This is a genomic window from Methanimicrococcus hacksteinii, from assembly GCF_032714515.1.
Lineage (GTDB): Archaea > Halobacteriota > Methanosarcinia > Methanosarcinales > Methanosarcinaceae > Methanimicrococcus > Methanimicrococcus hacksteinii.
Map to the genome: position 1 here is coordinate 100,359 of NZ_JAWDKC010000013.1, position 23,669 is coordinate 124,027.

Below are 23,669 nucleotides of genomic sequence, written 5' to 3' on the forward strand. Positions count from 1 at the left end.
ACTGTCGCTAAAAGTGTGTGTGGGCGTATAAATATTTCAGGAGAAATATACTATGGTTGAAAATGTGGTCTCTTTAGATGAAATAAGAGCAAAAGAAAGAAGCCGTAAATTTAAGTACGGCTACATGTGGGCGCTTTTCTGTGCCGTATTTTGGGGTATCTGGTACTTGCCGGGTACGGCAATTTGGGTCTTAAACCCGTTTGACGATATGTCTGTCGCGATTGCGGCAACACACGGCGATTCCATGTCTTTGGTGATTGTCGCTGTTTTGATTACGGCTTTGAATGCTTTAACTTGTGTTATTGCTTTGCTTGTATGGAATGCCGTTCTCGGAAAACACAAATTGAAAGAATTGAAAAGAACAATTCTTGACTTCAAAAAATGTTCCAAATGGTTCTTCCTCGCAGGTATCTGCGGTATGATGGCCGTTTTCGGATCTTATTTGGCTATGGGTTTCATCGGCGCTGCTTTCTCGGCTGTTGCCGGTCTCTTGTATCCTGTCGTCGGCGCGACTGTGTCACGCCTGTGGTACGGCGAAAAAATCTCTAAGCGCGCTGCAGCCGGCATTATTGTTATCGTTGCCGGAGGTATTTCCATTTACGCAGGCGGTCTCGTCTCTGAACTTGCAACAGGCAATGTTCAGTGGTTCGGTTACCTCGGCGGTTTGATGGCGGCTTTGTGCTGGGGTCTTGAAGGCGCTGTTGCCGGAAAAGGATTGGACTTGGCAGAACCCGACTCTGCGCTCACCATCCGCTTCATTGCCGAAGCCGGTTACTGGTGGATTATTGTGATTCCGGTCCTTGCGCTCCTCGGTTTCCCGGTCATTACATACGCGCTTCAGGTCTTCGATCCGCTTGTCATCGTCGTTTTGATGTTTGCCGGTATCACATTCGGTTTCTGTTATGTGACCTGGTACAAATCTTTCCCGCTCATCGGTGTCGGCCGCGGTCAGGGTATCGGAAACTTGTACGGTCTTTGTGCCGTCATCTTCGTTTTCCTGTTCTTCGGAACATCACCCGGCTGGGCAATTATCATCGGCGGTATTCTTTGTGTCATCGGCAGTATGCTTATGTTCACGGAAAGTACGGACGGTATGGAAAGTTTGAGAGGTGAATAATATGGGTGAAAGACCTTTAAAAATCAGGCTTTTGGAAATCTTCAAGGATGGACAGCCGCACTGGAATTATGAAGTCGTTGAAACGATTTTCAAGGACTACAACATGAGCGGAAATTACGAACGCGATTTGATTAACTTCGACCTCATTGAATTGGCTTCCGGCGGCATGCTTGCGGACATTGAACAGAAAGTGGATACGGACGGTATCTACAAGAAAGGTTTCTTGCTGCACAAGTATGTCATCACTGACTTCGGAAGAGAAAAAGCAAACAGCGCTTGCGCACAAGTCTAAGGTGATAATATGGCACAAACAGAAGCAGCAATGGAAGCTTATTATGAAATGTGGGCAGGCATTGTCCCGGCCGCTGATATTACTTGGATGATCCTCATCCTCGCTCTCAGTGTCGCCGCTCTTTACATGGCCCGCAAATTCGTTACAGAATTCTAAATGTAACGCACACAACCAACCCGAGAGTCGGCTGAAGTTCATAAATCCTGTTTAATGAATGAAGCCGAATCCGTTTGAGAGAGAACTTTTCTCTCTCCTCTATTTTTTAAAATCGGTCTTTTCATATCAAAATCTTTTTATGTAATCTTTTCCTTTCATCCTGTGTTCGTGCAGTCCCGTAGTGTAGTGGTCAATCATTCCGGCCTTTGGAGCCGGTGACAGCGGTTCGAATCCGTTCGGGACTACTTTTTTATTTCATTCATTTTTGTTGTTTTCTTTTCTGTTGCTTTTAATGTGTTCTTTTCTCTCTGTTGCTTTTGTTTTGTTGTTTTCCGTTCTATTGATTTCATTTCGTTGTTTTTGTTGATCTTCTTCTTTTTTGCTTGGTTTTCATTGCATCCGTTTATTTGTTCGGCTTCACTGCTTGCCTCCGTTTATTTTTTATATAATTCTCCTCAAATCGTTACGAGAAATATGTTTTTATACTCTCGGGTATTTGTAATACCTGTCGAATTTCGATTGATTCGGCAGTTATCTTTAAACAAAAAAATTGAGGGGATACTATTAAAAAGACTTTACTCGTATCAGTTTTAGTCCTTGTTTTAGCAGCCTGTATGTTTTCCGGCTGCCTCGGCGACAAAATCGTCGGAACATGGAACGGTGAAAAGACCAGCGCAACAATAACTTTTGATAAAGACGGCAGCTTTACGGCAAAATTAGGCCTTGAAATCAAAGGTACCTGGGAAAAGACTGACGGCGATTACACGCTTTATGTTCAGGGTGTTAAAGTCGGCTCCGCCGCATTCGAAGGCAAAGTTCTTCGGGTCACATTGGGCTCCGGACTTTTGAACATTTCCGACACTTTCACAAAAGCTTAATTTTAAAATTTAAATGTTAAAAATAAATGTTCATCCGTTTTTACGGATGAATTTTTGTTTTTATTTTTGTTTCTTGATATCTGTTTTTCATTTCTGCTTCTTTTTCATTTCTGTTTTCCAGTATCAGCTTGTTATTTCTGTTTCTTTGTTATTTCTGTTTCTTTGTTATTTCTGTTTCTTTGTTATTTCTGTTTCTTTGTTATTTTGTTTTTCAGTATCGGTTTGTTATTTCTGTTTCTTTGTTATTTTGTTTTTCAGTATCGGTTTGTTATTTCTGTTTCTTTGTTATTTTGTTTTTCATTTTCATTTGATGTTTAATTGCTTTTCCCATCATTGTTTTAATCGTTATTTTTTTCACCATTGTTTTTTCATTATTGTTTCTAATCATCGTTTTTTTCATCATCATTTTTTCATCATCGTTTTTTTATCATTGTTTTTTTATCATTGTTTTTTTATCATTGTTTTTTTATCATTGTTTTTTTATCATTGTTTTTTAATCGTTGTTTTAATTCTCATTTTTAATATTGTTTTTAAAATTATATTGAACATATTTACACTTTTCAAATAATATAATTAAGTCTTTAACTCTTGGTTTCTCTGTCTATTTTGGTGAATATGTATGTCCTATTCAGATCGAATTAATTTGTACACTCAGATTGAAAACCGTCGAGAATGCCCGCTGATTGTTTATGCGACAAGCATTCGTTCGGGTATGAATTCCAACATGGCCGGCGACGTGATTGCCGAATTTATTAAGCATATCCGCTTGATTCCCGAGTCCGAGAATAAAGCGGATTTGCTTATTATCAGTAACGGCGGCGACCCGATTGCTTCTTGGAGAATTATGAATATTTTAAGAGAACGATTCGAAGAAATTTCTGTTTTGATTCCTTTCGTCGCTTACAGCGCTGCAACGCTTTTGGCGCTCGGGGCCGATGAAATTATTATGCATCCTTATTCAAATTTAGGTCCGGTCGATCCTCAAATTATTGCTCATAAACAAACGCCGGACGGTCCGAATCGGCTGCATTTCGGGTCCGAAGATATTCGGAATTTCATTGATTTTATACGAAATGATTTCGGAATCACTGATCAGGAATATGTCGTTCAGGCATTGGGTCATTTATCGGACGAAGTCGGCGTTCTGCCGATCGGATCGGCAAAACGGAGCAATCAACTGTCCGTCTCGCTCTGTGAAAAAATGCTGATGATGCATATGAAAGATCAGTCAAAAGCACAATCGATTGCAAAGACCTTAAACTCATCCTATTTCCATCACGGGTATGCGGTCGGCAGAAAAGAAGCCAAAGAAATCGGTTTAAACATTGCTTTGCCGGATTCTGAATTGGAGTCATTGATTTGGGATGTTTGGGAAGACATTTCAAACGAAATGAAATGTGAAAAAAATTTCGATTTCATCTCGGAAATTTTAGAAATGGATGAATTCGCTTTCTTGTTATCGGCGCCTCCGAGCGGAACAATACAAATAAATAATAAAATTACAGATGTTAAAGTATTAGGAGCGATTTTAGAAACGAAACGTGCGTGCAGTTACCGCGATGAAATATTCAAAATATTTGCATTCAGAAACCCGATGGATTTGAACATTCGTTTAAATGTCACGTCATCCGATATTGAATGGAAAATCAGGTTTTATAACGGAGCGTAAAATATGAAAGATATAACTTATGAAATCATTTATAAAGGGCCGTTTACGATTGAAACAACCATGCCTACCGGCCAATTTTCAATCATTGGGGGTAAACAAATCGTTTCAAATTATCCGGTTCCCGAAATTCCGGTATACAGAATCGAGTAAACCGATTTTTGATTCCGGCCGTTTCATTTTTAGCGGCCGTGCCTTATTTTTATTTCATTTTTTTCTTTATTCAATTCCAATCATTTCTTTTTTTCAAATCCGTTTTTCAAAAAATCTTTTTTCAGCGCTTCAATTTCTTTGCAATTTTCAAGCAGCAGCGCAAAAATTCCGAAACACGGTTTTACATATTGAAAATACAAACAATTTCCCGAAATTCCGACGGGAAACGGACGCGCGCCTTTGAGCATGATTCCGAGCAATTCATAGCCGCCGGGAACAAGCCAAACATCATCCGATTTTTCCATGATTAAGTCTTCACATTCGAAAAGCGTCATTTCGCTGCCGATGATGACAACTTCCATATTTTTAATGCAGACCATGAAAACACCGTAATTGATTTTGTTTTTAAAAAATAGAATTAAATCTGAATTAATCGAATTTTGAATTAATTGAATTTAAAAAAGATTGAAAATTTAAAACTTAAAAGAAAATGAAATGATTGAGATCACTCAATCACTAAATCTTTCACTTTGATGCCGGACTCAACAATTGTTCCGACACGTTTTCCGCCCGTCAGGCCCATCACGTAGGGCGCAACTTCTTCGGGGACGATGATGATGAATCCCATGCCCATGTTGAATGTTTTGTACATTTCAAGGTCGCTGACATTGCCTTGCTGCTGAAGGAATTTGAAAATTTCCGGCGGTTCGATCGGGTCGTCAAAGTCAAAACCGAGATTTGTGATGCGTCTCAATTTCAAAAGACCGCTGCCGGTAATGTGGGCGAGGCCGTGAACTTCGTGCTGTTTGAGAACGTCTAAAACTTCCATGTAGATTTTCGTCGGGATCAAAAGTTCGTCGCCGATTGTTTTCTTGGAGTCGTACGGGCAGTAATCCTGATAATCGTAAGGCGATTCTTTGATGATTTTTCTGACCAAGGAATAACCGTTGCTGTGAATGCCGCTGCTTTTAAGGCCGATGATGACGTCGCCGACTTTGATTTTTTCGCCCGTCAAAACATCTTCTTTTTTGACGGCGCCGATGCAGGTGCCGGCCAGGTCAAAGCCTTTGATGACATCCGGAAGCGTTGCCGTTTCGCCGCCGACAATGGACATTCTTGAAATCTCGGCGCCTTTGGCAAGGCCGATACCGACTTCCTCGGCAAAGCCGGGTTTGTGCTTTTCAAGCGCGAGATAATCGACAAAACCGATGGGTTCCGCGCCGATGGCCAGCAAGTCATTGACATTCATTGCGACACAGTCAATGCCGACCGTGTCCCATTTTCCCATTTCGTTTGCGATTAAGACTTTGGAGCCGACACCGTCGGTTGTCATGGCGACTGCGAATTCCCCGAAATCCATCAAACCGGCATAGTGGCCGATATCCGTTAACGGCGCGCCGAAACCTTCTCTTTTGTAGGTCATTGTTTTTGTCAGCGATTTAATGGTGTCTTCTTCCTGGTGAATATCGACGCCGGAAGTCGCGTAAGTGGATTGTTCTTTTCCCGTCATAAAGTAAGCCTCATTAAATTACATGAATTTTGATAAATTGAATAAATGAATGATGTATGAATGAAATTGTTAAGAATTATTTTCCGAATTATTATTTTATTCTTTCCCGTTTTCCGGCTTGTCCAGCTCAAATTCGGCGTGTAAAGCGGCAACGGCGGTGTTGACTTCGGCGCTGCTGACGACACAGGAAATGTTGTACTCGGAAGAGCCCTGGCTGATCATAATAATGCTGATGTTTTCCTTGCCGAGCGCGGTGAACACACGTTTTGCGACACCGGGCGTTCCGGCCATGCCGGCACCGACGACCGCGACAACGGACACGTCCGAGCGGTAGTCAATCGTATAAGCTTCGCCGAGTTCAGCTTTGAGCGCTTTGACTGTTTTGGAGCGGTCCGCATCGTTGACGATAAATGAAATGCTGGACTCGGATCCCTGACTGATTAAGCGGACGCCGACATCTTTGTTTGCAAGAATCGAAAAGATGACCGCAAGCTTTCCGACGGAATCGACCATTTCCGGGCTTGAAACATTGATCAGCGAGACTTTTTTGATCATGCTGACGGCTTTGACAACATTCTTGGATTTTTTGTTCTCGGTCACGACGAGCGTTCCGTCAAAGTCCGGCTTGAACGTGCTTTTCACGCGAACGGGGATGTTGTGCATCATGGAGGGCTCAATCGCACGCGGGTGCAGGACTTCTGCGCCGAGGGAAGAGAGTTCCATGGCTTCCTGATACGAAATAAAATGGATGGTGCGGGCACTCGGAACGATTTTCGGGTTGGCGGTCATGATGCCGTCCACTTCTTTCCAGAGCCAAATCTCGTCCGCTTTGATACCGACGCCGACGATGGACGCGGTATAATCCGAGCCGCTGCGGCCGAGTGTCGTGATGTTTCCGTCTTCATTTTCGCCGATGAATCCGGTGACAACCTGAACCGAATTTTTAAGTCCGGGCGTTAATCTTTCCTGAATCAGCGCATAAGATTTCTGAAGCGGTTTTGCGCCGCCGAAAACGTCGGTTGTGATAATGCCGGCTTCGCCGCCGGTGTAATCAACGGAAGCGATTCCCGATGAACGAAGCGCGCCGGAAACAATCGGTGCTGCCAAGCGTTCGCCGTAGGATGAGATGTTGTCGCGCGAGCGCAGTGTCAGCTCTCCCAAGTAACAGATGCCGACGAGCGCTTTTTCGAGTTCGTCGATTCGGGTTGTTAAAAATTCGATGACTTCGGCTTTCACAGATTCGTCATCAATCGCTTCATCAACGGCCGTAAAATGCTGCTGTTTCAAAGCTGTAATGAATTCCGTCACGGCGGTGACTTTGCCGTTTTCGCAGGCATCATTTCCGACATCCAAAAGCCTGTCCGTTACGCCGGCAAGCGCCGATGTCACCAAAACGACCTGGTCTCCTTTGTCATAATAACTCTTCGCCAATTCGGCAACATGGCGTATTTTTTTCCCGTCGCCGACGGAAGTTCCGCCGAATTTCATCACAATCTTCATAATTCTCTGTTCCGTTGCATATGGATTTTAATTCTTTTTTTGATTCTTTTTCAATGTAATAGATATTTAAATATCTTCTGACGGAAAAATGGAAAATTCGTCTGAAAAGGAAGTCCCGTTTTCATCTTTTTGGAATCAGAGAGTTAAAATAACAATAAGGCATCATCATTCTCATGAAATACATTGTCATTATCGGAGACGGGATGGCTGATTTGCCGATTCCCGAACTTGGCGGAAAAACAATTTTGCAGGCGGCTGAAAAGCCGAATCTGGATTATTTGGCAAAAAACGGCCGGACAGGCCTTGCAATGACTGTTCCCGAAGGGTATCCGCCGGGCAGCGATGTGGCCAACATGTCCATTTTCGGCTACGACCCCGCTGTTTATTATACGGGGCGTTCTCCCTTAGAAGCGCTCAGCATGGGCGTTTCGCTTCAGGGAAACGACTTGGCTTTTCGAACGAATCTGATTACAATCGGAAACGCGGACAACACGGTCGGAGCGGACGGACCGCGATTGGAAGACGCTTATGTGGTTGATTACAGCGGCGGGCATATCACGTCGGAAGAAGCGGCGGAATTGATTCAAGCGGTTGATGAAAAGTTCGGCAATGACCGTTTCAAATTTTATCCGGGAATCAGTTACCGGCACTTGCTTGTCGCGCAGGACAATTACGGAAAGGAACTTTTGTTTACGCCGCCGCATGACATTACGGGGCAGAAAGCATCGGATTATTTCCCGAAGGGAAACGGCGACCCGGCTTCGGAAGACGCGGCGCAGACGTATTTGGATATGACGGCAGCGTCTTATGATGTTCTTAAAAATCATCCCGTTAACCAAAAGCGTGTGTCGGAAGGCAAACTTCCGGCGAACTGCATTTGGCTTTGGGGACAGGGAAATGCGCCCAAGTTTGAATTGTTTGAAAAGCTTCATCACAAAACGGGCGCGGTCATTTCTGCGGTTGATCTTCTCAAGGGCATCGGCATCTGCGCGGGTTTGGATGTGATTGATGTCGAAGGCGCGACCGGCTTTTTGGACACGAATTATAAGGGCAAGGCGGATGCTGCCGCTGAAGCGCTGAAGTCGAAAGATTTTGTTTTTGTTCATATCGAAGCGCCGGATGAATGCGGTCACATCGGGGATTATCAAAAGAAAATGCAGGCGGTTGTTGACCTGGATTCGAAAATCATCGGGCCGCTTTTGGAATATGCCAAGTCTTTGGATGAGCCGTGCCGGATTTTGGTGATGCCCGATCATCCGACCCCGGTTGCGCTGAAGACGCACACGAGTGATCCGATTCCGTTTGTTTTGTACGACACGCGTGAAACGGACGCCGACGGCGTTTTTGTGTTTGACGAGGAATCGGTGAAGTCCGGAAGTTTCGGGACGGTTTATGCCTCCGAATTGGTTTCTTTGATGATTCAAGACGACTGAATTTGAAATGGATGAAAACGGGTGAAAAAGATATTGCGGTCAAATCGGCGTAAGTTTTGAAATAGATTAATATATCTACAATTCATTTCAATATTATTTCATTTAGTTTAATAAATCCAAAAACGGTTGAATTCAATCAGAAGGGATGAGGGGAAATGAATCCGTTTCAGAAAAAACAATCCAAAGAAAAAGAGTGTGAGGCTGAACACGAAACCGAGGCGAAATCTTCGGTCAATCAGATTTTCAGCAAGCTGACCTCATTTGGAAAGAACAGTAAAGAAAATGCTTTCGGCGAGTTCAAACAAACGCCTTTGATGGACTTGATTGAACGCAAAAACGATATCGTTTTAAAAGCCGATCTTCCGGGTGTCACAAAAGACGATGTGACGCTTGAAATTCAGGACCGCCTGTTAACGGTGCGCGCCGAGTGTCTCAAAGACATCGAAGAAGGTATTTACATCCGCCGCGAAAGATTTTATCGAAAATATGAAGGATCCGTCAATATCCCCGTTCAGATCGATGAAGAAAAAGCAACGGCGAAACTGGCAAACGGCGTTCTGACCGTTTTCCTCCCCAAAAAAGTCGACACGATTGAAGTCGAAGATTAATCTTTTCTCTTTTCATTTCTTCACCCCTTTTCATTCTTTCTTCCTTTTTTCTTTTTCTTTTTCTTTTTTTGTTTTCTTTTATTTTTGTTTTCAGCTTCTCATTTTCATTTTTTGTTTCCGTCTTTTCGTTTTTATTTTTGTCTTTTTGTTTTCATCTTTTCTTTTTTATTTTTGTCTTTTCGTTTTCATCTTTGTTTTTGTTTTCATCTTTGTTTTTGTTTTCATCTTTGTTTTTGTTTTCATCCTTTGTTTTCGTTTTCATCTTTTCATTTTTGTTTTCATTTTCTTTTTTCATTTTTCTTTTGTTTTTATTTTCCGGTTTTATTTCATTTTTTAATTCTAATTCATTTCAATATAATTCAATAGTTTCACTTTGCAGGCTGATTATTTATAAGAAAAAATCTCATAGAGCTTAAACATTAAAACACTGAAAATGACCGTTCGGAGACAACCGGTATGCAGGAAGAGACCGCAAACAAGCAATATATCAAACATCCGCTGATTTTGGAGAATTCCGTCGAGCAGCGCTTGTATCAGCTCAATATTGTTTCCGGATGCACGATGAAAAATTCTCTTGTGGTTTTGCCGACGTCATTGGGAAAGACGGTTGTCGCGCTTCTTGTTATGGTGATGCGTCTTGAGAAGTTTGGCGGCAAAGTTTTATTGCTCTCGCCGACAAAACCGCTGGTCGAACAGCATTATGCTTTTTTTTCCCGCGTTCTGAAACTTCCGGAGGGGTCGGTTAAAGCGTTTACGGGAAGTATTTCGCCTGAAAAACGAAAGGAAATGTGGGACGATGCGGCTTTCATTATCGCAACGCCTCAAGTCATTGAAAATGATTTGATTAATTCCCGTTTTTCTTTGAAGGATGTTTCCTGCATTGTTTTTGACGAAGCGCACCGCTCGGTCGGGAATTACGCTTACACATATATCGCGGACAAGTATGCGCAGACGGCGGATTTTCCGCTGATTCTCGGGATTACGGCAAGTCCGGGAAGTGAAAAGGAAAAGATTGATGAAGTCTGCGACGCTCTTTTTATTGAAAACGTTGTCGTTAAAACGGAAGACGACGCGGATATCAAACCGTATGTTCACAAGAAAGAACTGGAATGGATGTCTTTGGAACTTCCGAAGGAGTTGGCTGAAATTCGGGAAGCTTTGAAAAAAATCTTAAACGAGCGGCTGGACAAACTGACCGAATACGGCTATCCGCTTGACAAAAAGTTTTTGGCGAAAAGGGATTTGCTGGCGCTTCAGTCGGCGCTGACGGCTGAAATGCGAAACGAAACGGCTGACCCGAATGTTTATCAGGCGGTTTCCGTGATGGCCGAAATCATGAAAATCGAGCACGCTGTGGAATTGACCGAAACGCAGGGGACGAAAGCGCTTTTGGCTTATCTGAAAAAAATGGATGAAGAGGCGGGAACGGCCAATGCCAGCAAAGCGGTTAAACGGCTGGCGGCAGACCTCTATTTCAGACAGGCACTTCACTTAACGGAAAAGTGCGGCGTCGAGCATCCGAAATTCTACGCGGTTCAAAAAATTGTCCGCGAACAGCTTGAAAATTATCCGGATTCGAAAATTATCGTTTTTACCAATTTCAGGGAAACGGCAAACATTGTCAAAGAAGCGCTGTCGGATGTTTCGGATGTCCGTCCCGTCCGTTTTGTCGGGCAGGGGTCGCGCAATAAAGACAAAGGGCTGACTCAAAAACAGCAAACCGAAATCATCGAACAGTTCCGCGCCGGCGTTTACAACGTTCTCATCGCGACTTCCGTTGCCGAAGAAGGATTGGATATTCCGTCAACGGACATGGTTTTGTTTTACGAGCCGGTTCCGTCTGAAATCAGAAGCATTCAGCGTAAAGGCCGAACCGGGCGTTTCCAAACCGGCCGCGTGATTATGCTGGTGACGAAAGGGACGCGCGACGAGGCTTACCGCTGGAGCAGCCAGAACAAGGAAAAAAGAATGCTTTCGGAAATGAAAAGTCTTCAAAGAAATTATTCCGGCAGCAGTTCCGGCTCTTTTTCCAAAGGCGCCGCAAACCGAAATGAAAACGAGAACGAAAATCAAAATGAAACGCAAAAGACTTTTTTGGATTTTGAAAAAGAATTTAAAAGCAAATATGAAGCCAAAAAATCTGAAAATGAAATTACAGGAAGCAAATCCGCAGAAATGTCTGTGAAAATGGATAAATCTGAACTCGGGTCCGAACCGGGATTCGGACGCGGGTTTGAATCTGATCTTAACTCTGATATTGGATTCGAAGCTGAATCTGATTCAACACCTGCCAAATCCGGTTCTGTTTCTGAGCCGGCTTTATCTGATCTGGTTGATGTCAGCAGCTTGCAAAAATTTGCTTTGTCTGACACTCTTCCTGTCCGTTCTCATGACTTTTCCGAAAATTTCGCTTCTCTTTCCGACAGTGGTGAAGATTCTTCGGAGCCGAAATTGAAAATTTTGGCCGATACGCGTGAAATCAAAAGCGGGGTTTTGAAATGTTTGGATGCTGCCGGCATTGAAATCAAAACCGCGAAATTAGAGGTCGCCGATTATGTTGTCAGCGACGACATGGCAATCGAGCGAAAAACAATCGCCGATTTCTCGGCGTCTTTAATCGACGGCAAACGCAATTTGTTTTCTCAGCTGATCGATCTTTCCAAAACGTACAAAAAACCGGTTCTGATTATTGAGGGCGACGAAAATTTGGCTTCCGGCAGGATGAATGAAAATTCCATTCGGGGCGCGCTTCTTTCCATTGAAATTGATTTGAACGTTTCGATTTTTTACACCAAAACCGAAGAAGAAACGGCATTGCTGCTGAAAATGATGGCCAAAAAGGAACAGGTCAACGAGAAAAAAACGGTCAACCCGCACGGCAAAAAGCCGGCGAAAACAACGCATGAGCAGCAGGAATATATTCTCTCTTCCATTTCAGGCGTCGGCCCGCATGCCGCTCAGATTCTGCTTCAGGAATTCGGGTCGCTCAATAATATTTTCAACGCATCCGAAGAAGAACTGTGCCGCGTCAAAGGCATCGGCAAAGTCACAGCAAAGCGCATTCGTGAAGTCGTGGAAGCGGAATATAAAAAATGAAAGTTTATTGACTTGAATATTCGATGACTTGAATATTCGATGATTTGAAAATTTGCTGATTTGAAAATTTGCTGATTTATATTTGATGAAATCTTCGTCTTTACGATTTTTACAATTTTTGGCAGCCCGGGCAAATGTATACAGTTCCGCCCATCATCGTCTCTTTAAGAATCGTTTCGCCGCAAATTTTGCAGGGTTTACCGGCTGTTTTGTTTGACAGGATGGTCGAATAACCGCCTGATTTTCCGTAAATATCTTTTTCCGTATCTCTGCCGCCGTCATTTGCCATCTTTTTAAGTGTTTTCTTTATGCTTTTGTATAATTCCTTTTTTTCATCTTCCGATAAGGAATTCAATTTGCGTTTCGGATGCAGTTTGGCATTGAACAAAATATCCTGAAGCACACCGTTTCCGAGTCCCGGTATTCTTTGTTCCGTTGCCAAAAAAGCTTTCAAGTTCAAGGTTTGTTTGCTGCCGATGATTAACTCATTGAAATATTCTTCACTGAACGCGCCCGACAGCGAAGACGGTTTTTCAACAGCAGCGGTATAATACGGATTATCGTTTTCGCCTTTCTTATAAACCCACATACCGCCGTACATTTGAACGGTACAGACTAAAGCGGTTTTGTCGTCAAATTCGATCAAAAGCTGATGTTTTTCCGGAATTGAATCTTCTTCTTTTAAGCAGCGGATATTTACGCCTTCTCCGAAAAGCAGGATTTCGTTTCCGAATGAAAGTTCAACGTATCCGGCAATCGGTGTGATTTTCTGAATTGTTTTTCCGCGCAGCAGAGCTTCATAATTGTTCGGATCGCCGTAAAAGAAGGCAAATTTGTGAGGCGATTTTCCGGCGATGACGGATGAAACAGTTTTTCCGGTCAGCTCATGACTCATTTGACCGGCGATAACGATACATTCGGGCAGTTCGTTCATTGATGTTTCTCTTCATTTTTAAAAATTAAAAACATATGAATAAATATATGAAAAATATATGAAAAATAGAAAAACGGCTTTAATAAAGCCGTTCGATTAAATCCAAGCCTTTTTCGATAATTTCCAAATATTCTAAAACGCGGCGCGGGTCGTTTTCGTTCTGCATGTCTTCGGCGACGGCGGTGAGCTTAAACAGAATTAGTTCTCTGAGCTGTTCTTCCTCCACCGAATAGACGGTCGGCTCAATCGTATAATTTTTCAAATTTTCAATCGGCGTTCCGGAAGCGGTTTGCTTTTTGCTTGATTTGTTGTATTTCTGCGGCGCATTTTCCTTTTTGGCGGGAACGCCGGGAGAACAAAATACGGGCGCCGCGTCTTTTGAAATCGGCACGGGCGTTTCGTCGGTTTCCATGCCGCTGCAAAGCGGGCAGATGATTTCGCCTTTAAATCTGAATAAAGGCGCGCCGCATGTGTCGCAGTGGTTGGCAAGCATCGTGCCGCCGTTTTCAAGGAAACGGGCAATCTTTTTTACGTTGTCGTCTGAGTCCATTTTTTCACTTGTGTCAATTCATTTTTAATTTGTATTGAAATCCAATTTATTTACTGTTAAAATTTAAATTTGTTGAAATCTAAATCTGTTGAAATTTTATTGAAATCTTATTGAATGATTATTGAAATTGTCGGTTTTTCTAATTAATCTTTCTCACGGCACCGCGTCTATTTAATGCGTGCCGTCAAAATTGAGGGCGAAAGAATTTCCGGTTTCTCAAAGGATAAATTTAAATGAGAGTTGTTTGTACTAAACTTTCGTTTGACTGACATTATGCATATTATGCATAAAGTAATTAAGCGATAAAGTTTTAATTTAATGCTAATTACTTTGATTTAATTAATCATAATTTCATTAATCAAAATTTCTAATCAAAATTATATAAAGAGCCCGAATCGGAATTTTTGAAATTCTGTTTTCCGACTTTCTCCTCTCTTGTTTTTTGGATCTTTCAGGGAATAATGTTTGGGTGTGTTGATTCGACTCTTTTTTCAGGTGATAATATGGCAGCTGATGAATATCAAAAAACTATTGAACAGTGCATTGCTGAATTAGACGTAATTGCAAATGATACGTCCGTTCCGAGAAATATCAGACGGTCCGTGACGGAAATTATTGAAGTCCTCAAAGACGAAAATCAGGAACTTTTCCTGCGTGCCGCGTCCGCTTTAAAAACACTTTCCGATGTCAGCTACGACTCAAACCTTCCGATGCATACCGGGACATTGATCTGGAGCATCCTCGGAAAACTCGAAACCATCCCGCCGGAACCTTAATTCCGGTCATTTTTTATTTCTTTTCATTTTTTTCTTTTCATTTTCGTTTTATTTTCTTCATTTTTTTGTTATTTTCTTTTCATTTTCGTTTTTCATTCTTTTTCATTTATTTCTTGTTTTTTTCATTCATTTGTTGGTATTTTCTTAATTTTTGATTTCCTGATTTTTTGTTTTGACAGTCTCATTTTTGAATCATTTTTATATACGTTTACTGCGTTAGTTTTACTTGCAATTCTCTCACGATTGCATCAATTGAAACAGTCAATTGTTTAAAACGGTGGTTGGCATGAATTTAAAAAAGCATTTATTTCGACGGACAACTTTGAAGCTGAAGCAGTTCACGGGTGAAAACGGCGGCAATGCGATAATCGGCATTCCTGAAAACGTTGAATTTGAATTAATCGGCGGGACGTTTATTTCTTCAAACACGTCCGTTCACTTGGAAATTACCTGCCGGAAAGATCCGTATCAGAATTTTGAAGAAATCGATAACGAACTTAAAAAAGAATGTCCGGTTCTGCCGATCCAAAAACTTCGTGAAAATACCGCTGTCCGCACCCTTCCGATGAAAAGCGGATACGAAGCCGACATTTACAACGAAAGAAGCGATCAGGCCATTACAATCTTTGTCGGCCCGGAAAACAATGACAGTTTGAAACTTCTCTCGGATATGATTCAGTCAGCCGAGTTTATTTAAATTGACGTTCAGTTTAATGTTTGAGATATCCAATTTAATATCGGGTTTGATATTCAATTTAATATTCAATTCAATCTTTTTATATCTCAATTAATTTTGTTTTCATTTTTATATTATTTTTGTTCCGTTTTTTGTTCATTGTTTGTGTTTTTGTATTTTCTAATAACAAATATTCTTAAATAAGTTCTTGACAATAGTCATTTAACTTTTAATGATTTTGATTTCTTATTGGCTTTTCATTTTTTTGATAATTTAAAACATTAAAAACAATTCAAAAGAAGGATGTTGGTATATGAATTTAAAAACAATTTTACAAATTTCGGCACGATTCATACTGGTTTTATTTGCATTGACTTTATTAACGGGGACGGCAGCTGCAGACGATCCGTTTGACATTTCAGAAGGCGACATTCTGATTAAAAAAGGTGATTCTCTTAATTTTTTAAATGTAATCGTTGGCAGCAATGCTCCCGCCTCGGTTCCGATTGGCGGCACGATTAATATTATCGGAACATCAATGACAAATACAGTTGTTGTTGACGGAACCGATTTAGACGAATTTGATACTGATTTAGTCACAATCGAAATCAATAATTTAGAAATCACAAGCACAACCCGTTCAGCGTTTTCTTTACAAAACGGCGCGAACGTCAAACTCATTCTTTCCGGAGAAAATATTTTGACAGGCGGAACGGCTGCAAACTATGCAGGACAAGCCGGCCTTGAAGTTCAAGAAGACTGTTCACTTGAAATTGCGGGGGATGGTAAATTAACGGCAACCGGCGGCAATGGCATCAATGGCGACAGCGTCGTCGGCGGCGGCGGTGGCGGTGGCGGCAGTGGTATCGGCAGTGGCGGTGGTCGTGCTAACGGCGGCATCGGCGGCTCTGTTGGTTCTATTGTAATCAGTGAGGCAGTGATAATTACAGCGAACGGTGGCAGCAGTTCCGCCGGTGGTGGCGGCAGCGGCATTGGCATCGGCGGCGGTGGTTTCTATTCTAAGGACATTGACGGCGCCGGCGGGTCTGTTGATATTATTGAAATCAGTGCTGCTGCAACAATTACAGCGAATGGCGGCAGCAGTTCCGCCGGTGGCGGCGGCAGCGGTATCGGCAGCGGCGGGGGTGGTTTAAATTATGAGTCCATTGGCGGTTCCGGCGGTTCTGTTGGTATTATTGAAATCAGTGCTGCTGCAACAATTACAGCGAATGGCGGCAATGGTGAGGTCAGCGGCTCCGATAATGCCGGTGGTGGTGGCGGCAGTGGTATTGGCACCGGTGGCGGCGGCAGGAACGACGAGAAAGACGGTGGTGTCGGTGGTTCTGTGAATACTATTGATATCAGTGCTGCTTCAACAATTACAGCAAATGGCGGCGTTGGCGGCGGCAGCGGTATCGGCAGTGGCGGCGGCGGCGGCAGTGCCGGTGGCGGTGGCGGTGGCGGTGGCGGTTCTGTTGATTTTATTATAGTCGGTGAGGCAGTAATAATTACAGCGAATGGCGGCGTCGGCGGCGGCAGCGGTATCGGTGGCGGTGGGGGTAGTGGTAATACCAACCGTGGTGGTGACGGCGGTTCTGTCGGCATTATTAAAATCGGTGCTGCAACAGCAATTGCAGCCAAAGGCGGTGTCGGCGGTGTCGATGGTGTTGTTGTTGGCGGTGGCGGCAGCGGTATCGGCAGTGGTGGTGGCGGCGGCAGCAAAGCCGATAAAGGCGGCATTGGGGGCATCGGCGGTTCTGTTGAAACGATTGAAATCAATGATGTTGCAACAATTACAGTCAATGGCGGTATCGGCGGCGAGAGTGACTTGATTGATGATGTCGGCGGCGATGGCAGTGGTATCGGCAGTGGCGGTGGCGGCAACAGCGCTGATGATGTCAACGGCGGTGACGGTGGTTCTGTCGGTTCTGTTAAAATTTCAGGAGAAAAAACAGATATCATTGTCGTTTCGGGCGGAATCGGACGCGGTGCACCGGGAAAGGATGATATCAATACCGGCGATGCAAATATTCTCATCGACGGCGGCAATATTTTGATTTTGAATCAGCCTGAAACGGCAAATGCGGTTTTTAAAAACAACGGTGGTGATTTGATTTATCCTGTCAGTTTTAAAGTGATGGAGAATGAAAAGAATCAAAAACAATTGGGAAATGTCGGCATTTCGGTTGAAAACAGTTTGTATCAAGCGATTACAAGGGAAAATGCAAATGACCGGTTAACAGCTTTAAGTGCTTCTCTTTCGCCTGAGGAAACTGCGTTCTGTGAAGAGGGAACCGTGACGTTGTGGCTTCCTTCTGACGGTGAAACCGAAACAACGCTTTTTTTAACACATGAAGAGATTGCTTGTACAACGAAACAAGTTGTCAATATTGTTGAAAATATCTATGAAAATCCGACAGGCGGAGAGTTGATTCCGATTTATTTGGAAACTTCCGCCTCCGGCAGTAAGGGCGGTAGCACAACAGGCGGCGCAAAAGTCGTTGAAACCGTCAAAGGCGATGAAGTCGGTTCGGGAAATTCAGGCAATTCGGAAAAACAGGGAACCGATAGTTCACAAGTTTCAAATAATGACGGCGATAAAAAACCCGAGGCTGGCGATACAAATAATGATGCGAAAAAAGGACTGTCAAGAACAGGATGGATTCTTATCGGCATTGTTTTTATGATTGCAGCAGCAGGTATCGGCGTTTATTTGTATCGGAAAAATAAATGAAGTTCGTGAGAAATGGAGCTCTTTTTGAGTTTCATTTCAATTTTTCTTTTTTTCGGTTTTATTATTTTCTCTCATTTCTCACTTTTTATTTTGTTCATTTTTTGTTTTCATTTTTTCATTCCCAATTCTTCTATTAATATATTATATTAAAAATTAAAATAAAATACTATTTATAGAAGTTATGAAAATTATTCTATATCGTTGAGAAATCAACAGTCAATTCATAAACCAAAAAGGTGATTCAAAAATGAAAAAATTACTTGAGCTTTTGCTCATTATTACAATTCCTCTTGCAGTCATTGCTTTTTTGACACATTCCCGCAAAGGCGGAAAATGCTGTTTATGCGGCAAAAAGGATAAAAAAGACGGAAAGAAAAAGAAACATCACCTTTGGTAATTTAATCGCCAAAGCGTTTTTTAAAAATTCATTTCAATTTCATAAACACAGCGGAAAATGATTTTTCAGATTTCATTTTCCGGCTGAATTCTTTTTCCGTTTTTGAGTTTCTTTTGTTTTTGTTTTTTTGAGTTTCTTTCGTTTTCCGTTTTTTTGAATTTTCTTTCGTTTTTCGGTTCGAATTTTAATTCTTCTTAGAAGCTTCGCGCGCAAAAATAAATTCACGCATTAATTTTGTCGCCAAAATGGCCGACTGCCCGTTATCGTATTCCGGGGCAATTTCAACAACGTCAAAACCGATTGTTTTCGGCGCGAACGCGCGCAGCACTTCGCGGACTTCACGGTCGGTCATGCCGAACGGCTCGGGCGTTCCGAGACCCGGGCAAAAAGCGGGGTCAATCGCATCCATATCCAGCGACAAATAAATGTGATCGCTGTCTAAATATTCCATCGTTTCTTTGATGATTTCTTTAATTCCCATATCGAAAACATCGTCGTTGGAATAGAATTTGATGCCTTCGTTTTTAGCGTATTCCCATTCTTCGCGCGGGCCGCTCCGGATGCCGATAGAAACGTATTTCTTGGTAATATCATCCAAAATGTGACGGGAAACGCAGGCGTGATTGTTTTTCAGGCCGCGGAAATCTTCCCGAAGATCAAAATGCGCATCAAGCACCAATACCGCGAAATCGTCCTTTTCATCGCAGGCATCGTAGCAGGCTTTCACCGGCGCATACGTTAGCGAATGTTCGCCGCCGAGCATAATCGGGAATTTGCCGTCATCCACAATCTGCTTGGCATCCTCGTAAATCCATTCCAGCGTTTCGTCAATATTGACGGAAACAAATGAATTGCCCGCGTCATGAACCAAAATGTCCGTCATGTCCAAATCATATTTCGGGCTGTACGTCTCAAAATTAATTGCCGCTTCTCTCATTCTGTCCGGCGCCCAGCGGCTGCCGGTCCGAAACGAAGAAGTGTTGTCAAAAGGCGCGCCGAAAATCACGTATTCGGCGTCTTCATAATCATAAATCGCGTCAAAGAAAGTTACGGGTGAAAACATTTACTTCTGTTCCTCATAATATTCAAAAACCGCTCGCCATCCCCGATACTTGCAATCGGCGCGGTCAGCGGGTCATTAACAAATGAGTAAAGAAAAGTTCTCTATTTAAAAATTCGTTTTTCAAAATTTGTTCGGTTTTTTCTCGTTCCCCCAAAAATCGGGGCCCGTTTTGAAAAATATTAAAAAAATCCCGCCTCTCGCGCGCGGCGGCGAACGGAATCGGCAAAACAGCCGGACAACGGCAACGGTAAGGCAGCAGCGCAAACGGAAACGATAGGTAATCTGTGCCCACGCTCGCGGAGCGAGCGGATGTGATAAAAAAGAGCAGATGCATACGCCAATGCCCTGCGGCGGGAGGCCGGCAGACGGCAGCAGCAGCTGACAGCGGCGGCGGGAAAGAAAAAAATGCAAAAAAGAAGAACAAAAGCAAAAACAAAAACACAATAAGAATCACAGAAAAAACAAAAAGAAGAAAAATAAAAAGAAGAAAAAACAAAAAATAAACTGAAAAAATAAAATAAAAAAAGAATGAATCGGATGAATCAGATTGATTACATCCGTTCTTCTTTATGAACCACTTTCAAAATGGAATGATTGACCGCATTTTTCGGACAGTTTGTAATGCAGCGCTTACAGCTGGATCCCAGGCATTTCTGACTGTCAATCACAATGTAATTGTCCGGCTCACTCTTGTGAACCGTAATCGCATTTTCCGGGCATGACTTTTCGCATTTGTGGCAGTAAATACAGCCGACAGCAGGCGCCTCCAAGAAAACGCCGATATGCTCGACCATTTTCACGCCTTCTTCGCCGACATCATCAATGTCGCGGATAACGCGGCGCTCGACATTCGGGTTCGGATCGTCATGCGGGAACGGGCGCAGGTTGAACATTCTCAGCATCTCGTCATACATTTCCATCGGCATGCCCTGCTCCCAATAAGACAGTTCGCAGACATAAATGTCCTTGAATGTCTGAGACGTGGCCATCATCAAATGGTCTGCCTGTATCTTTTTTGCCATTTCCTTAATTTCACCCAACTGTTCCGGATGAATCGCAAGTTTTCGGGCCAGGCCGATGGATGTGTTTCCGAACTGAATAATGTTTTTCGCGTAACTCGGGACCGATCCCAAATATGCCGCCTTTTTGCCGTCCACATAAGTGCCGGTCGCGCCTGAAATATAAGCATATTCCAATTGGTCGTAATCCAGGCCCGCCGCCTCCATCAAAGTCAGCTGAGCCGCGCGGATGGCGCCGATTGCTTTTCCGATTTCAACGACATCTTTTTCCGTAATCTCGATGCCGTGGCCGAGAATGACCTTGCCGTTCGGAAGTTTCGGAATTGTTGTCATCACTTTGCTTTTCAGCATCACGGACATACAGGAAATAACGCCGGTTCCGGTGATTCCGACCGCTTCAAGATCCCCCTTCTCAATGATCTCGCCGGTGACCGGATTGACCAAATCGCCCTTGCCGGACTGCATCATGTCATCCAAAACCGTCAAACGCCAATAATCGCCTTCGATATTCACGTCGCTGATGGCGCCCGGCGCTGCCAGCATACCGCACGGAATGCCCTGTCCCTCAATGGACGGACCGGCAGCGGCGCTGGCCGTAATAATCTTGTCGCCGACTTTAATCGCCATTTCCGCGTTGGTACCGTAATCCGTCACCAAACACGGTTTTTCCTGCGTGTAAAAGTCCGTTTCCGTCATCATAGCAAGCGCGTCCGCGCCGATTTCGTGCTTAATTGCGGGCGGAACAATAATCTGACAGTTCGGCAAATCCACGATGCCTGCAAACAATTCCTCCGCCGGAAAAATACGCGCGTCGCGCTGAACATTCTCAACGCCGAGTTTTTTCTGTTTCGTCTCCCCGGCATACGCCAAATCGCGGATTTCAATATTTTGGAACAAAGAAAGCTGAATCGGGTTTCCGCAGATTGAAATATACTGAATTTCTTTTAAATCGACATTAAACGCTTCCAGAATTTTCTTCACCGTCTGGAGCATCACTTCATTGGCCACATCTTCGCCGGTGACGATTGCGAATTCCAAATGGTCAATCACATTGCCGCCGGGCAGCGGATGTCCTATCGTAATGACCGTTTTAAGCGTTTCATTCTTTTTTTGATCAATCAGCTGCGCCCGAAAGCCGCTCGTTCCGAGGTCTAAAGCAATCACATACATTCTTTCTCATCCACCTTGATGCAGTTTTTTCAATTTTCAATTGCGTTTTTCGAATTTTTTAATTTGCAGTTTTCAATTTTTCCAATTTGCGTTTTTCGAGTTTTTCAATTCGAATTTTTCAATTTTTGAACTTTGCAATTTTTGAATTTTGAATTTTGAAATTTTGCAGTTTTTCAGAGTTTTAAACAAATAAATTAACAAAAAACAAACAGGTATGATTCTTCCCGAATTCGTTTAAATCTATCGGATATCACTAAAATAATTCATTTAAAAAAATCAAATCGATTGTATTTTTACAACGGTGTTGTAATATTGCTGTCCCCTCTCGATTTCAAAATCCTTTTCATCGAAATTTAGGATAAATTATAAGAATCTTTAATGTTATTTAGAATTAAGTTTATCCGTTCGATTGGGTTTTTGAGTAATCGGCGCGCGCTTTTCCGCGAAGTCAATTTTACTTGAAAACTTCAGATTTAATCGCAAAATATGCCGGATAAACCGCACACATGAATTTTGACGGTTAAATCGTCGAAACGGTTCACTGTCCGCCAGTTTCAAAGCCCGGAAAAATTTCCGTTTTTTTGATTCGCCGGATGGAAAATCGTGTACGGCACAATGTTTTGTGCACGCACAATAACGACACCATATTGATGTATATTTGATAAAAACCAATTGGGGGAGATCAAGTTATGACAGAATACACACCTAAAGAAAGATTATATCGCGCATTAAAGAAAATGGACGTTGACAGAATGCCCGCTGTCTGTTTCACACAGACCGCAACGGTCGAACAGATGGAAGCATGCGGCGCCTTCTGGCCCGAAGCCAACGAAGAACCTGAATTAATTGCAAAATTGGCTGAAGCAGGCCACACCGTTGTCGGTTACGAAGCAATTCGTGTTCCGTTCGACATCACAGCAGAAGCAGAATTCTTCGGCTGCCAGATCAAAGAAGGCACACGCGAGCAGCAGCCTTCCGTTGTCGGCCACGTCGCAGCAACACCTGAAGACGTTGACAACTTGAAAGACTTCGCATTCGGCGGCACAGCACGTGTTGACAGAATCATCAAGTCCATCGCTATTCTCAAAGAAAAATACGGCGACGAAATCCCGATTATCGGCTCCATGATCGGTCCCTTCTCCCTTGCACAGCACCTCAACGGCGACAACTGGTTCATGGGCCTCATGACCGACGACCCCGTCATCCAGCCGTTGATTGACATGACCACAGACTTCTGTGTCCAGTACGCACAGAGAATGGTCGAAGCCGGCGCAAGCTGCATGGTCATCATCGACCCGACAGCCAGCTACGAGCTTCTCGGCGACGACTTCTATGCAAAATTCGCAATCCCCTACCACAAGAAGATTGCCGAAGCAATGAAAGCCATGGACACCCCGACTGTTCTCCACATCTGCGGTGACACAACAAAAGGCATCTACTTAATGGACCAGGCCGGTGTCGAAGGCATCAGCGTTGACCAGAAAGTCGATGTTAAAGCAGCAGCAGAAACCGCAAAGGAAGCTGTCATCGTCGGTAACCTCGACCCTGTCCAGCTCATGTGGAAAGGCACACCTGCCGAAATCAAAGAAGAATGTGCAAAAGTTTACGAGAGAGGCGCAAAAATCGTTACAATCGGCTGCGGTACTGTTTCCGCAACACCGACCGAAAACTTGAAAGCACTCGTCGAATACGCACAGGCTTCCAAATATTAATTTGAATCTGATTCATTTTAATAATTGACAGAGATCAGAATGATTTTTTCATTCTGATTTTCTTCATAATTTGTTTTTTCGTTTTTTTTCACTTTTTGTTTAAGGGTCACGAGTAGAACAACTAAATAATTAGGTGTTCTAATCATGCTCATGCAATTGAAAAATAAATATGCAAATCGTTCTAAAATTTCTGAAGCTAAATTTAGACAAATTGTGAAGCTTTTTGTTT

The 23,669-nt window shown here is 43.1% G+C and carries 22 protein-coding genes, 1 tRNA gene and 1 pseudogene; 16 read left to right on the plus strand and 8 right to left on the minus strand.

Annotated features, from left to right (window positions below):
- Positions 1-52 precede the first annotated feature (52 nt).
- The 7 genes from MmiAt1_RS04260 to MmiAt1_RS04290 all read left to right on the plus strand — a co-directional run bounded on the left by MmiAt1_RS04260 (position 53) and on the right by MmiAt1_RS04290 (position 4,262).
- Positions 53-1,117: a DMT family transporter gene (locus tag MmiAt1_RS04260; protein ID WP_420891285.1), complete on the plus strand. Its 1,065-nt coding sequence runs from the start codon at positions 53-55 to the stop codon at positions 1,115-1,117.
- A gap of 1 nt (position 1,118) precedes the next feature.
- Positions 1,119-1,409 carry a hypothetical protein gene (locus MmiAt1_RS04265; RefSeq protein WP_318785660.1) on the plus strand — a complete coding sequence of 97 codons (291 nt, stop codon included), beginning with the start codon at positions 1,119-1,121 and terminating at the stop codon, positions 1,407-1,409.
- A 9-nt stretch (positions 1,410-1,418) separates the two neighbouring features.
- The gene (locus MmiAt1_RS04270) at positions 1,419-1,565 is read left to right on the plus strand and encodes a hypothetical protein (RefSeq protein WP_318785661.1); all 147 of its coding nucleotides are present in this window, start codon (positions 1,419-1,421) and stop codon (positions 1,563-1,565) included.
- Positions 1,566-1,737: 172 nt separating this feature from the next.
- Positions 1,738-1,810 (plus strand) — tRNA-Gln (locus MmiAt1_RS04275).
- A 369-nt stretch (positions 1,811-2,179) separates the two neighbouring features.
- Positions 2,180-2,443, plus strand: a complete 264-nt coding sequence (locus tag MmiAt1_RS04280; protein WP_318785662.1) for a hypothetical protein — start codon at positions 2,180-2,182, stop codon at positions 2,441-2,443.
- Between the two features lie 619 nt (positions 2,444-3,062).
- Positions 3,063-4,112 (plus strand): SDH family Clp fold serine proteinase, encoded by a 1,050-nt coding sequence (locus MmiAt1_RS04285; protein WP_318785663.1) that lies wholly within the window; start codon positions 3,063-3,065, stop codon positions 4,110-4,112.
- A 3-nt stretch (positions 4,113-4,115) separates the two neighbouring features.
- Complete coding sequence (locus MmiAt1_RS04290) at positions 4,116-4,262, plus strand: hypothetical protein (protein WP_318785664.1); 147 nt, start codon at positions 4,116-4,118, stop codon at positions 4,260-4,262.
- An 80-nt stretch (positions 4,263-4,342) separates the two neighbouring features.
- Here MmiAt1_RS04290 and MmiAt1_RS04295 read toward each other — a convergent pair whose 3' ends face one another.
- From MmiAt1_RS04295 to MmiAt1_RS04305, 3 genes are all read right to left on the minus strand, one after another.
- Complete coding sequence (locus MmiAt1_RS04295) at positions 4,343-4,642, minus strand: DUF1894 domain-containing protein (protein WP_318785665.1); 300 nt, start codon at positions 4,640-4,642, stop codon at positions 4,343-4,345.
- A 125-nt stretch (positions 4,643-4,767) separates the two neighbouring features.
- Positions 4,768-5,772, minus strand: a complete 1,005-nt coding sequence (purM, locus tag MmiAt1_RS04300) for a phosphoribosylformylglycinamidine cyclo-ligase (protein WP_318785666.1) — start codon at positions 5,770-5,772, stop codon at positions 4,768-4,770.
- 96 nt (positions 5,773-5,868) lie between these two features.
- A complete protein-coding gene (locus tag MmiAt1_RS04305) occupies positions 5,869-7,272 on the minus strand; it encodes an aspartate kinase (protein ID WP_318785667.1) in 1,404 nt (467 codons plus the stop codon).
- 173 nt (positions 7,273-7,445) lie between these two features.
- Here MmiAt1_RS04305 and MmiAt1_RS04310 point away from each other — a divergent pair, with 173 nt between their 5' ends.
- From MmiAt1_RS04310 to MmiAt1_RS04320, 3 genes are all read left to right on the plus strand, one after another.
- A complete protein-coding gene (locus tag MmiAt1_RS04310; protein WP_318785668.1) occupies positions 7,446-8,705 on the plus strand; it encodes a cofactor-independent phosphoglycerate mutase in 1,260 nt (419 codons plus the stop codon).
- Positions 8,706-8,860: 155 nt separating this feature from the next.
- A complete protein-coding gene (locus tag MmiAt1_RS04315) occupies positions 8,861-9,313 on the plus strand; it encodes an Hsp20/alpha crystallin family protein (protein ID WP_318785669.1) in 453 nt (150 codons plus the stop codon).
- Positions 9,314-9,769: 456 nt separating this feature from the next.
- Positions 9,770-12,409 (plus strand): DEAD/DEAH box helicase, encoded by a 2,640-nt coding sequence (locus tag MmiAt1_RS04320; RefSeq protein WP_318785670.1) that lies wholly within the window; start codon positions 9,770-9,772, stop codon positions 12,407-12,409.
- Positions 12,410-12,518: 109 nt separating this feature from the next.
- On the opposite strand, the gene MmiAt1_RS04325 is transcribed toward MmiAt1_RS04320, so the two are convergent.
- Together MmiAt1_RS04325 and MmiAt1_RS04330 are read right to left on the minus strand one after the other, a co-directional pair.
- Positions 12,519-13,343, minus strand: coding sequence for a hypothetical protein (locus MmiAt1_RS04325; RefSeq protein ID WP_318785671.1), 825 nt, complete (start codon positions 13,341-13,343; stop codon positions 12,519-12,521).
- Between the two features lie 79 nt (positions 13,344-13,422).
- Positions 13,423-13,893: an Sjogren's syndrome/scleroderma autoantigen 1 family protein gene (locus tag MmiAt1_RS04330; protein WP_318785672.1), complete on the minus strand. Its 471-nt coding sequence runs from the start codon at positions 13,891-13,893 to the stop codon at positions 13,423-13,425.
- Positions 13,894-14,396: 503 nt separating this feature from the next.
- Here MmiAt1_RS04330 and MmiAt1_RS04335 point away from each other — a divergent pair.
- From MmiAt1_RS04335 to MmiAt1_RS04350, 4 genes are all read left to right on the plus strand, one after another.
- The gene (locus MmiAt1_RS04335; RefSeq protein ID WP_318785673.1) at positions 14,397-14,669 is read left to right on the plus strand and encodes a stationary phase-response protein; all 273 of its coding nucleotides are present in this window, start codon (positions 14,397-14,399) and stop codon (positions 14,667-14,669) included.
- A 286-nt stretch (positions 14,670-14,955) separates the two neighbouring features.
- The gene (locus MmiAt1_RS04340) at positions 14,956-15,366 is read left to right on the plus strand and encodes a hypothetical protein (RefSeq protein ID WP_318785674.1); all 411 of its coding nucleotides are present in this window, start codon (positions 14,956-14,958) and stop codon (positions 15,364-15,366) included.
- Between the two features lie 349 nt (positions 15,367-15,715).
- On the plus strand, positions 15,716-18,079 hold the full coding sequence (locus MmiAt1_RS04345; protein WP_318785675.1) for a hypothetical protein: 2,364 nt from the start codon (positions 15,716-15,718) through the stop codon (positions 18,077-18,079).
- 247 nt (positions 18,080-18,326) lie between these two features.
- Positions 18,327-18,476, plus strand: coding sequence for a hypothetical protein (locus MmiAt1_RS04350; protein WP_318785676.1), 150 nt, complete (start codon positions 18,327-18,329; stop codon positions 18,474-18,476).
- A gap of 184 nt (positions 18,477-18,660) precedes the next feature.
- Here MmiAt1_RS04350 and speB read toward each other — a convergent pair whose 3' ends face one another.
- The 3 genes from speB to MmiAt1_RS04365 all read right to left on the minus strand — a co-directional run bounded on the left by speB (position 18,661) and on the right by MmiAt1_RS04365 (position 21,728).
- On the minus strand, positions 18,661-19,539 hold the full coding sequence (gene speB, locus MmiAt1_RS04355; protein WP_318785677.1) for an agmatinase: 879 nt from the start codon (positions 19,537-19,539) through the stop codon (positions 18,661-18,663).
- A gap of 179 nt (positions 19,540-19,718) precedes the next feature.
- Positions 19,719-19,880: a hypothetical protein gene (locus MmiAt1_RS04360; RefSeq protein ID WP_318785678.1), complete on the minus strand. Its 162-nt coding sequence runs from the start codon at positions 19,878-19,880 to the stop codon at positions 19,719-19,721.
- Between the two features lie 210 nt (positions 19,881-20,090).
- Positions 20,091-21,728, minus strand: a complete 1,638-nt coding sequence (locus MmiAt1_RS04365) for a methylamine methyltransferase corrinoid protein reductive activase (RefSeq protein WP_318785679.1) — start codon at positions 21,726-21,728, stop codon at positions 20,091-20,093.
- A 689-nt stretch (positions 21,729-22,417) separates the two neighbouring features.
- Between MmiAt1_RS04365 and mtbA the strand changes: the two genes are divergently transcribed.
- A complete protein-coding gene (gene mtbA / locus MmiAt1_RS04370; protein WP_318785680.1) occupies positions 22,418-23,440 on the plus strand; it encodes a methylcobamide:CoM methyltransferase MtbA in 1,023 nt (340 codons plus the stop codon).
- Between the two features lie 150 nt (positions 23,441-23,590).
- A pseudogene (locus MmiAt1_RS04375) lies at positions 23,591-23,669 on the plus strand (IS1595 family transposase); the annotation flags it as partial.

Excerpts from the sequence above, each read along its gene's own strand:
- MmiAt1_RS04320 (WP_318785670.1), top strand. The coding sequence starts at position 9,770 with ATGCAGGAAGAGACCGCAAACAAGCAATATATCAAACATCCGCTGATT.
- MmiAt1_RS04285 (WP_318785663.1), top strand. The coding sequence starts at position 3,063 with ATGTCCTATTCAGATCGAATTAATTTGTACACTCAGATTGAAAACCGT.
- MmiAt1_RS04350 (WP_318785676.1), top strand. The coding sequence starts at position 18,327 with ATGAAAAAATTACTTGAGCTTTTGCTCATTATTACAATTCCTCTTGCA.
- MmiAt1_RS04265 (WP_318785660.1), top strand. The coding sequence starts at position 1,119 with ATGGGTGAAAGACCTTTAAAAATCAGGCTTTTGGAAATCTTCAAGGAT.
- MmiAt1_RS04365 (WP_318785679.1), bottom strand. The coding sequence starts at position 21,728 with ATGTATGTGATTGCTTTAGACCTCGGAACGAGCGGCTTTCGGGCGCAG.
- MmiAt1_RS04290 (WP_318785664.1), top strand. The coding sequence starts at position 4,116 with ATGAAAGATATAACTTATGAAATCATTTATAAAGGGCCGTTTACGATT.
- purM (WP_318785666.1), bottom strand. The coding sequence starts at position 5,772 with ATGACGGGAAAAGAACAATCCACTTACGCGACTTCCGGCGTCGATATT.
- mtbA (WP_318785680.1), top strand. The coding sequence starts at position 22,418 with ATGACAGAATACACACCTAAAGAAAGATTATATCGCGCATTAAAGAAA.
- MmiAt1_RS04330 (WP_318785672.1), bottom strand. The coding sequence starts at position 13,893 with ATGGACTCAGACGACAACGTAAAAAAGATTGCCCGTTTCCTTGAAAAC.
- speB (WP_318785677.1), bottom strand. The coding sequence starts at position 19,539 with ATGTTTTCACCCGTAACTTTCTTTGACGCGATTTATGATTATGAAGAC.
- MmiAt1_RS04295 (WP_318785665.1), bottom strand. The coding sequence starts at position 4,642 with ATGGTCTGCATTAAAAATATGGAAGTTGTCATCATCGGCAGCGAAATG.
- MmiAt1_RS04280 (WP_318785662.1), top strand. The coding sequence starts at position 2,180 with ATGTTTTCCGGCTGCCTCGGCGACAAAATCGTCGGAACATGGAACGGT.
- MmiAt1_RS04310 (WP_318785668.1), top strand. The coding sequence starts at position 7,446 with ATGAAATACATTGTCATTATCGGAGACGGGATGGCTGATTTGCCGATT.
- MmiAt1_RS04315 (WP_318785669.1), top strand. The coding sequence starts at position 8,861 with ATGAATCCGTTTCAGAAAAAACAATCCAAAGAAAAAGAGTGTGAGGCT.
- MmiAt1_RS04270 (WP_318785661.1), top strand. The coding sequence starts at position 1,419 with ATGGCACAAACAGAAGCAGCAATGGAAGCTTATTATGAAATGTGGGCA.
- MmiAt1_RS04305 (WP_318785667.1), bottom strand. The coding sequence starts at position 7,272 with ATGAAGATTGTGATGAAATTCGGCGGAACTTCCGTCGGCGACGGGAAA.
- MmiAt1_RS04340 (WP_318785674.1), top strand. The coding sequence starts at position 14,956 with ATGAATTTAAAAAAGCATTTATTTCGACGGACAACTTTGAAGCTGAAG.
- MmiAt1_RS04335 (WP_318785673.1), top strand. The coding sequence starts at position 14,397 with ATGGCAGCTGATGAATATCAAAAAACTATTGAACAGTGCATTGCTGAA.
- MmiAt1_RS04325 (WP_318785671.1), bottom strand. The coding sequence starts at position 13,343 with ATGAACGAACTGCCCGAATGTATCGTTATCGCCGGTCAAATGAGTCAT.
- MmiAt1_RS04260 (WP_420891285.1), top strand. The coding sequence starts at position 53 with ATGGTTGAAAATGTGGTCTCTTTAGATGAAATAAGAGCAAAAGAAAGA.